Source organism: Nostoc sp. NMS4 (assembly GCF_017115095.1).
Lineage (GTDB): Bacteria > Cyanobacteriota > Cyanobacteriia > Cyanobacteriales > Nostocaceae > Nostoc.
The window spans coordinates 18,450-27,208 of the sequence record NZ_JABXKI010000220.1 but is presented as its reverse complement, the minus strand read 5'-3'; the positions used below and the strand labels follow the sequence as shown (position 1 = coordinate 27,208).

Sequence of the window (8,759 nt, the reverse complement as noted above, 5' to 3'; positions counted from 1 at the left end):
GTTCCCTCCCCTTTGCAAGGGGAGGGTTAGGGTGGGGTAAAACCTTGGTTAATCAACTATTTCAGACTTGTGTTTACACCGTAGCCAATAAAGGGCAGGGTTAGGGTGGGGTAATTCGAGAACTGAAAGAGTGTCTGATAGTTTTTTATCAAGCACGTTTTTGCAATGATTTATATTCAAATTCAGCAACACCTAGTTGCTTTTTAAAGTAAGCACGGTAGAGTTCACAACGCGGTAAGATGCGATCGCCTTTATAAGCGATCAAACCCAAGCTTTCGAGCTTATGAGCGTCAATCGGATTCAGAGGAATGCTTTGCTTTGCGCCTACAACGTCAACATACGCCTTTACTAAACTAGGATTTTCTTGTAAGATTGCCCAGTGTCGCCAGAGATGATAACGATAGATACCACCGTTAGCGATCGCATCTTGTATCAGTTCTTCTAAGGTGATTCCTTGACAGCATAGATAATACAGAGCAATTCTAATCAGTGCTGGATGTCCACCCACCAGAGACATTAGTTGATTAACTTCGTTATTAGAGATCCAGCCTAAACCATGCCGTTGAGCTAAGTATTTTATTTGCGGCTCAGTAAATTCTGGTAGACGGATAGGTAATCCAATATTAAACGGGGAGCGGTTGATATCCAGCGAAACATATACTTCTGTGGAGTAAACTACCACTAGCCTTAGTTTCTGCAAGTTTTGATCTTGTCGTGCTTCTTCATACCAAGAGCGCAACAAACCAAAGAACTCTGGAGCAATTTCGGGATATTCAAAAAAGCGATCAACCTCATTTAACACTAAAACTACTGGACTGTTGCACTGCTTGAGCAAATAAGATTGCAAATATAAACTGCAACTCAACTTACAACCTATTTCCTCATCCCAGTTGTCATCTAGCTTAGGTTCAATACCTAATTCTGTTGCAATTTGCCAGCAAAGAGAACGCAAAAGCTTATTTAAGTCTCTCAGACAGCTTGAATCGATTTGGTTGCAATTCAACTTCACCAAGCGATAATTTTGCATCTGGGCAAAAGCTAACAGCCGCAGCACAAGAGAACTTTTTCCCATTTCTCTTGGTGCGCGAATCCGAATTACACAGCCTGGTTGAATTACTTCTCGATAAACTAATTCCTCAATGGGGGGACGATCGACATAGAAGGGGGAATCTAGAGGTACGGGGCCATCTGGGTATGACCAAAGATTTTCGAGTTGGTTATAGTGTTGAGTCGCAAATGAATCTAAGCATGAAGACGGAAATAATTTTTTCTCTCCTGTGTCTAAACTCACTGAGATAGCTTGAGAGGCTTCAGTATGATTCGGTTCACTCAGGATTCCGTAGTCTTCCCTGTGTAACTCTAAGTTAAAGGCACTAAAGCACAATTTCAAGGTTTTTTGATCGACACCTGTATTCAACGACCATAATCGGTTTAGAGTTTTGGTAGATACTTTCATGCGATCGCCTAAATCTTCTAGAGTGAAGCGATGTCCATTGTTCTGTATCTTTTCCATAGCCAGAATCGCCCCTTGTAAACGCTTCAGCCCAGCGATCGTTAGGACAAGTCCCCGCCTTCGCGTACTCTTAGATTGCTTCATATCACTAATTATCAATCTGCTTTCTTTATTTACTGTCTTAGCTATTTCCTCATTGTTTCACGTTTTTAAACAGTTATTCAACAGTTACTTACCTGTTGTGTAAATACTAGTATATTAGTAAAAAAATATACACTAGTATTCAATAGCAGTTAGATGAGTGGGTATAAACAAACATAACTATTTGGCAAATTTACCAAGATTGTAAGTTGTCATTGCGAATGAAGGGAAGCGGAATGTTCGCGGAGTGTCTCGTAGAGAAGCGATCGCAAATCAAAGTACAGATGTTGCGATTATTTTGCTTCACTGCATTCCACTCGCAATGACAAATTATGTTTTTGACAAACCGTTAGTAGTTGACTTTATTTCTAACAGCTTACTCAGTGTTACTGAAAAATATTTTTTATCTGGTATTAATCTGAATTTTGCAGTGCAGACACATCCAACAAGGTGTAGGCGATTTATACGAAAGGCTCTGATGCTAGCACTAAGGGAGAATACCGCACTGACTCCCCTTATCTCTCAGATGCGGTACTATATATAACACGCAGCAGGGACGTACAGCTAGCTGTACATCCCTACTAAAGAGCAATATTTAATGCAACCGAGAAACCCTACAATTTATCATCAGCAAGAGTGAAGGCGTTACCCAAACATCGAACTTAGTTAAGGATTTTTTTGCCTGTTTGTGCTGCACTATCGCCTACATCACTAGCAGTTTTCTTAGCACCTTCTACGTATCCAGAGCCAAATTGTTTAAAGGCTTCTGCTGACTCTTCTCCAACCTTTTGAAGTCGTTTAGCAGGAGAACCTTCCGTTTCACGAGCTTCTTTATTCCACTCGCCGATTGTTCTCGGTCTTTGAGAATCATCTTGCTGTATCTGTTCGCTAACTCTTTCCTTTAAGCCTGTGTTATTCTGCCCAGAAGCAACATTCGTCGTCAGCACTAAAAAACCAACTATGACAACAGCCAAAAAACCTTTTATTTGAAGTCCTTTAAGCAAGGAACTGATCTGAGTAATAGTCCTAGAAATCAAATTTATCATGCCAACTAGCTTGTTTTTTGGAGTACAAATAAAGATTAACTATAAAACAATAATTATCCTTCTAACAAAAGGCATATCTCATTTATGAAAAATCTGGGATGAGACTATACCAATCATCCGCAAGCAAATCAACTAAATCAAACTATTCATAGAGGTGAAAAATAATCTAAAGACGTAGTAATGCTAGTTCTGTACAAGGGTTCTGGATAACGCATACCAAATGTAGCACTAAATACATTTTTAATGCTACATTTGGTTTTTAATACAGATAGAAGTAAAAAAAACATATATCTTTGGTTGTAAAAATTATCAACCTTAAAAGATAGATGCTTAATGGATAATTCCTAAATAGTTACTAATAACAATCAATAGTCACACGACTTTTAGGCTAGTACACTGTGGCGGAATTTCGCCTACCTTTAACAAGTTGCTTGAACAATTTGTCTAGTTAATTGAGATGGTAGCTAGATTTCTGATGTCCTGTGCTAGAGACATTGTTTATCTGACTGAGTGGATTTATCCCGTAATCCCTAGATATTTGCAGGGCTTACTGACGAAAAACTACTCGATATTTTTCCTCAACACGAGAACTGCTTCAGGTGGAAAGCCAAAGGATGAAATACTGGATCACAAAATTAGCAATCTGTATAGTATTCCTGTATAGCTTGTTGCTATCAAATGATTATGCAGAAGCAAACCAACTTTTAAATACTTCTAATATTGATGTGCAGCAATCAAATGCACTTCCAGTAGTTGAAAATGTAGCAAGTACTGATAAGAATCTTGCTGACATTAAAAAGGAAGATTTGTGCCGATTTAATGGGATTGTTAATCGGATCGATAAACTAGAGGGACTCTTCACACTTTATTGTAGCGAGGATTCGGGAAAAGTTTTCTTAGAACTTAAGCCAGAGCAGCTAAATAAAGATTACCTAGCTATCGTGACATTGGAATCAGGCGTTGGGGAAAGTGGGATTTATAGTGGATTACCTCTTTCTGATTTTATCTTTTACTTCCGACGAGTAAATAATAGATTGCATTTTGTTTTGCGTAATGTAAAATTCCGTACAGATAGTATACCAGAACAGCGATCGCTTGCTCGTTCATTTAGCGATTCTGTTCTTTATTCACTCGAAATAGCCACTATAGATCCAAAAAATCAAAATATTCTGATTAACCTGAATGAACTGCTAATGCAGGATTTTCCAGGATTAACTTCTATGTTAAAATATTCTTTACAAGCTGATTACCGCTTAGATGCACGTAAGTCATATTTTGGTGATGTTAACAGCTTCCCAGAAAACGTAGAGATTGATTCGATTTACGACTTTTCATCAATAGAAGGCTCAAATTTAGTCACTGTACCCGATAGCAGGGCAATCACTCTAAAGGTACACTACAGTTTTTCTCAACTGAGAGAAAACAATGGTTATATTCCCAGACTTGCTGATGATAGAGTTGGATATTTTACTACTGCTTTCCAAGATTTCTCTAACAATAATCCTCACGAATCTTATGTACGTTACATTAATCGCTGGCATCTAGAACCATCCGATCCTGAAGCGCCCTTATCTCCACCCAAAAAACCAATTGTCTATTGGATTGAAAATGCTGTACCACTAGAATACCGCGATGCGATTCGTGAAGGCGTTTTGATGTGGAACAAAGCATTTGAAAAAGCCGGATTTCAAAATGCCATTGAAGTGCAACAAATGCCAGATGATGCTAATTGGAAACCAGCAGACGTACATTACAACACTATTCGCTGGTTCAATTCTTTAGATGCAGGTTTTGCCAAAGGGCCGATGCGCGTCAACCCATTCACCGGAGAAATATTGGATGCAGATATCATTGTAGATGCCAATATGGTGCGTTTAGTTCAGCAAGAATATCACGCACTGATGGAGGCAAATTCATGCCCAGAAAAGACGAAAGGACACGAAGAAGCGGGGAAATTCTTGGATAGATTCTTTGCGTCATCTTCCTCTGCTCTCTTTTTCTCCTCTGAGTCCTGCTATGGTATGGAGTCTTCAAATCAAGCAGCTATGGGGGCGTTGGCGTTATCAATTTTGCCAAACACCACACCTAATAGTGAAACGATGAAAGAGTATGTGCATCAATATTTGCGTTCTCTCATCGCTCATGAAGTCGGACACACTCTGGGTTTGCGCCACAACTTTTATGGCAGCACCATGTTAGCGCCAGAAGAATTAAATAATACTGAAATCACTCACACCAAAGGTTTAGTGGGTTCGGTGATGGATTATCTACCTGTGAACATAGCACCGCAGGGAGTACAGCAAGGTGACTATTTCCCAGGAGTGATTGGGCCTTATGACGAATGGGCAATTGAGTATGGTTATAAAAGATTTCCATCAATAGCACTTGAGGTAACTATTCCAGAATCAGAAAAAAGTTTTTTAGACCAGATTGCACTAGCATCACCTCAACCAGAATTATCTTATGCAACCGATGAAGATATCTGGGATATCAATCCTTTAGCAAATGTTTGGGATATGAGTAGTGATGTGCTACTTTATTCGCAGTGGCAAATGGATAATGCTCGTTTTATGTGGCAGCGTCTTGATAAGGGTTATCTATCGAAAGGAGAAAGCTATAGTAACCTGCGCCTTAAATTTAATAAAGTACTTAAATATTATTTTCGCAACGCCACTTTGCTTTCTAAATACATTGGTGGACAATCGTTTCGCCGTCTTCATACCAGTAATGATGCTGCTTGGGCATTTGTACCAGTTTCACTTTTAAAACAACGTCAAGCATTGACAAAGTTACAACAATATGTGTTTGCTGAAGATGCTTTTAGCTTTTCACCACAATTGCTCAATCAACTAGCACCGTCGCGTTGGGAACACTGGGGTAGTTCTGCACCGAATAACCGCCTTGATTATCCAATTCACGATCGCATTTTGAGTTTTCAAAGTGCGATATTGCGATCGCTACTAGACAGCGATCGCCTGAATCGGTTACAAGATATAGAATTAAAAACTCTACCTGGAGAAGCGCTTTCCATACCAGAATTGTTCGACACCCTACAAACAGGCATCTGGACAGAAATTTTCGCCCCAGGAGAACCAAAGCCAATTTCTAGCATTCGCCGTTCATTGCAACGAGAACATCTAAATATTTTGTTACAGATGATGCTGGGTACTACTAATACACCTGAAGATGGGCGGACATTGGCTTGGTATGAATTGCGCCAACTGCAAAAAGCCATTGATGTCAGACTCAAACAACTTAGTGAAAGCCTTGATATTTACACCTTAGCCCACTTAGAAGCTTCTAGCGATCGCATCACTAAAGCATTAAACGCGCATTTACTTTCTAAATAGTCATTTGTCATTTGTCATTTGTCATTAGTTATTCTCCCCTACTCTCCACTTCCCCAAGATACCGTTGCAATAAACCAATAACAACTTCCGGTACTTCCAAATGAGGTAATATTCCAGCATCTGCGATCGCACAAAAATCTTGAATTGCTCTTGGATTTAGATTTGCCAAGCGTTGTCCTAATTTGATGTTGGTAAATTGTGCCTTTTCTCCCCAAAAAATGACCGTGGGAACTGTCAGTTGTTGAATATATAAACTCAGATCGAAATAAAGATCGCCCCGCAAAAAAGCCAAAGCAGCAAACTTGGCATTAGGTTGTTGTGCCGAGGTTAAATAAGCCTCCACCATCTCTTGCGATACTCGTTGTGACTTCGCAAAGAGAAAACTTTGTAAAAAATTTCGGACTGCAATTTCATTTTCAGCACCAAGCATATAAATAAAATTGTCCAACAGAGGCGCATTGATTACCGAAAGCGGAAGTCTGCGTCCAGCACCCTGCCCAAAATCATCAAATCCAGAGGGAGAAACTAAAAGCAGTGTTTTGAATAAATTGGGTTGAACAATAGCTAGGCGGATAGCAAAAGCGGCTGTCAGAGATGAGGCTACCACTGTCACCGGCTGGTGACAAGTTTGGATGATAAAATCTGCGATCGTGCTGAGATAATCCCTAATTTTATAATCCCGCACTGGATGCGCCGATTCTCCCCAACCGATGAGATCGGGGGCGAAAATGTGGTAATTAGAGGCAAAAGCCGGGTAAACTTTAGACCATTCATAAGCAGACGCTCCACCACCAAAGTTATGGAGAAATAGTAGTGGGGGTAAATCTTCAGTGTCAGCGATCGCCCAAGGTGCATTGGTTTGGGTATAGTAAACCATTGCCCCTAATGATGTATGGATGACTTTATGTCCAAAGCCAGGAGGTTGAAACTGAAGCATAAAATTAAAAAGTTGAGTTTATTTTAATTTGCGTACAGTCAAACTAATTCAGGAGTCAAAATACATCTATCTGAAATAGTTCAAGAATCAGGAGAAGATTGGATGAATATATCAATTAGACTGGATTACTTCTAAATTCTAACTTCTGACTCCTGGGTGCTTATTTTGTAATTGCTCCCCTGCCTCTTTTTGAAATTACTTCAGGAGTGCTGTTAGCGGTAGCGAGGCTCTGAGCCAGTGCTGAATGGCACTAAGTTAAGATACAATCCTTGCCCCAACTTCCAGCCTGGAGGCCTACGGTGTATACACAAGTCGAATTACCCCCCTTAATCCCCCCGATGTATTGGGGGGAAAAAGAAATCTAGTTCCCTCCCCTTTATAAGGGGAGGGTTAGGGTGGGGTAATTCGGCAGACTGGTTGTGATTCGATAACTGTGTGTACACCGTAGGACTGGAGGCTGGGAACAAGGCTACATACTTCTTTGGGCTTTTCTTAGTGCCATTCGAGCCAGTGCTGAGGCAGACAAATAGTGAAAGTTAAAACAGAACAAGGAATAGGGAACTCGCCAAACCAAAATATATAAAAAAAATTAAGAATGTGATTAAATATCATAGCAATCATTTTGGAGTGGGATATCTAGCCCACAATAAAAAGAAAGCGATTCAGGGATTGAGTGAGCAAGTTATCCACTCTGCTGGCAACATGAGGATACTCAAGGTCTACCAGCAACGCCTCTACACCAAAAAAAACCCCCAGTCGGCGTTAACCTACCAGGGGAGTTAGTTATCAGGGTGCATCTACCAATTAAATGTTCTCAGGTTGAACACCATACTCCGGATAAATTTGTACAAAGGTCAGTTATTTTTTTAAATAAAAAAAACCCCAGTCGGTGTTAACCTACTAGGGGAGTTAGTTATCAGGGTGCATCTACCAATAATCTTTTCTAGGGCAACCAGCATCTTCCGGGAAAAATCAACTAAATCAGAATTACGCTTTGCGGTACTAGCGATCGCTATTGGTAACGTAACTAGTAGAAAAAACCTCAAGTGGGTGTTAACCTATCAGGGGAGTGAGTTATCAGGGTCAGTTGTTTTTTAAATAAAAAAACCCCCAGTGGGTGTTAACCTACTAGGAGAGTGAGTTATCAGGGTGCATCTACCAATAATCTTTTCTAGGGCATGCCAGCATCTTCCGGGAAAAATCAACTAAATCAGGGTTGATGGCGATGTCTACGACGGGCTATGATGCTAGTACCCTACAGGGAAGCTACGCGATCGCTATCGGTGACGCAACTAAAAAAAACCCCCAGTGGGTCTTAACCAACCAGGGGAGTGAGTTATCAGGGTGCATCTACCAATAATCTTTTCTAAAATAAATGGGTCGCAACCGGATAAATTAGCAGAGGTTGAAGTTGTTACTGTTTGTCGAGCAAAGAAAAACCTCAGAGGGGTTAGTTATCAGAACAGACCTACCAATTAATCGGTGCGCTGCTTGACAAAACGGGTGTGTCAGGTTTCATAAATAGCACTCAATGCTTCATAAAAAAAACCCCAAGTGGGCGTTAGCCAACGAGGGGAGCTAGTTATCAGGGTGCATCTACCATTTAAATGTTCTAGGTTGAACCACCACGATCAGGATAAATTTGTTAGAAAATTGACTTTTTTCCTGTGTCAAAAAAACGAGAGTGGATATTATCTGAATTAGCGGAGTTAAAGATCGAGGGACATCCATCTATTAATCAAGTATTCTAGGATTAAGCACTATTTTCTGGTAGAGAATATCTGCGTCAGAAGTTGCTGTTGTTTGCCAAAAATAAAAAAACCCCCAGTGGG

General features: G+C 40.2%; 7 protein-coding genes. 4 read left to right on the top strand and 3 right to left on the bottom strand.

Features of this window, described 5'->3' with window-relative positions:
- Nucleotides 1–148: 148 nt before the first annotated feature.
- A complete protein-coding gene (locus HWQ37_RS19225; RefSeq protein ID WP_292749733.1) occupies nt 149–1,597 on the bottom strand; it encodes an AAA-like domain-containing protein in 1,449 nt (482 codons plus the stop codon).
- Nucleotides 1,598–2,256: 659 nt separating this feature from the next.
- Complete coding sequence (locus HWQ37_RS19220) at nt 2,257–2,640, bottom strand: hypothetical protein (RefSeq protein ID WP_465249706.1); 384 nt, start codon at nt 2,638–2,640, stop codon at nt 2,257–2,259.
- A gap of 614 nt (nt 2,641–3,254) precedes the next feature.
- On the opposite strand from HWQ37_RS19220, the gene HWQ37_RS19215 reads away from it, so the two are divergent.
- Nucleotides 3,255–5,990: a zinc-dependent metalloprotease gene (locus HWQ37_RS19215; RefSeq protein ID WP_292749729.1), complete on the top strand. Its 2,736-nt coding sequence runs from the start codon at nt 3,255–3,257 to the stop codon at nt 5,988–5,990.
- 28 nt (nt 5,991–6,018) lie between these two features.
- Here the strand turns inward: HWQ37_RS19215 and HWQ37_RS19210 are convergent, their stop codons facing one another.
- Nucleotides 6,019–6,927: an alpha/beta fold hydrolase gene (locus HWQ37_RS19210; protein ID WP_292749727.1), complete on the bottom strand. Its 909-nt coding sequence runs from the start codon at nt 6,925–6,927 to the stop codon at nt 6,019–6,021.
- Nucleotides 6,928–7,524: 597 nt separating this feature from the next.
- Between HWQ37_RS19210 and HWQ37_RS19205 the strand changes: the two genes are divergently transcribed.
- The 3 genes from HWQ37_RS19205 (at nt 7,525) to HWQ37_RS19195 (ending at nt 8,287) form a co-directional block, all read left to right on the top strand.
- Complete coding sequence (locus tag HWQ37_RS19205) at nt 7,525–7,710, top strand: hypothetical protein (protein WP_292749725.1); 186 nt, start codon at nt 7,525–7,527, stop codon at nt 7,708–7,710.
- 138 nt (nt 7,711–7,848) lie between these two features.
- Complete coding sequence (locus HWQ37_RS19200; protein WP_292749723.1) at nt 7,849–8,025, top strand: hypothetical protein; 177 nt, start codon at nt 7,849–7,851, stop codon at nt 8,023–8,025.
- A 127-nt stretch (nt 8,026–8,152) separates the two neighbouring features.
- Nucleotides 8,153–8,287 (top strand): hypothetical protein, encoded by a 135-nt coding sequence (locus HWQ37_RS19195; RefSeq protein ID WP_292749721.1) that lies wholly within the window; start codon nt 8,153–8,155, stop codon nt 8,285–8,287.
- Nucleotides 8,288–8,759: the final 472 nt, after the last annotated feature.

What these genes read in the sequence shown, in the direction of transcription:
- HWQ37_RS19225 (WP_292749733.1), bottom strand. Translation starts at nt 1,597, where the DNA reads ATGAAGCAATCTAAGAGTACGCGAAGGCGGGGACTTGTCCTAACGATC.
- HWQ37_RS19215 (WP_292749729.1), top strand. Translation starts at nt 3,255, where the DNA reads ATGAAATACTGGATCACAAAATTAGCAATCTGTATAGTATTCCTGTAT.
- HWQ37_RS19220 (WP_465249706.1), bottom strand. Translation starts at nt 2,640, where the DNA reads ATGATAAATTTGATTTCTAGGACTATTACTCAGATCAGTTCCTTGCTT.
- HWQ37_RS19195 (WP_292749721.1), top strand. Translation starts at nt 8,153, where the DNA reads ATGTCTACGACGGGCTATGATGCTAGTACCCTACAGGGAAGCTACGCG.
- HWQ37_RS19210 (WP_292749727.1), bottom strand. Translation starts at nt 6,927, where the DNA reads ATGCTTCAGTTTCAACCTCCTGGCTTTGGACATAAAGTCATCCATACA.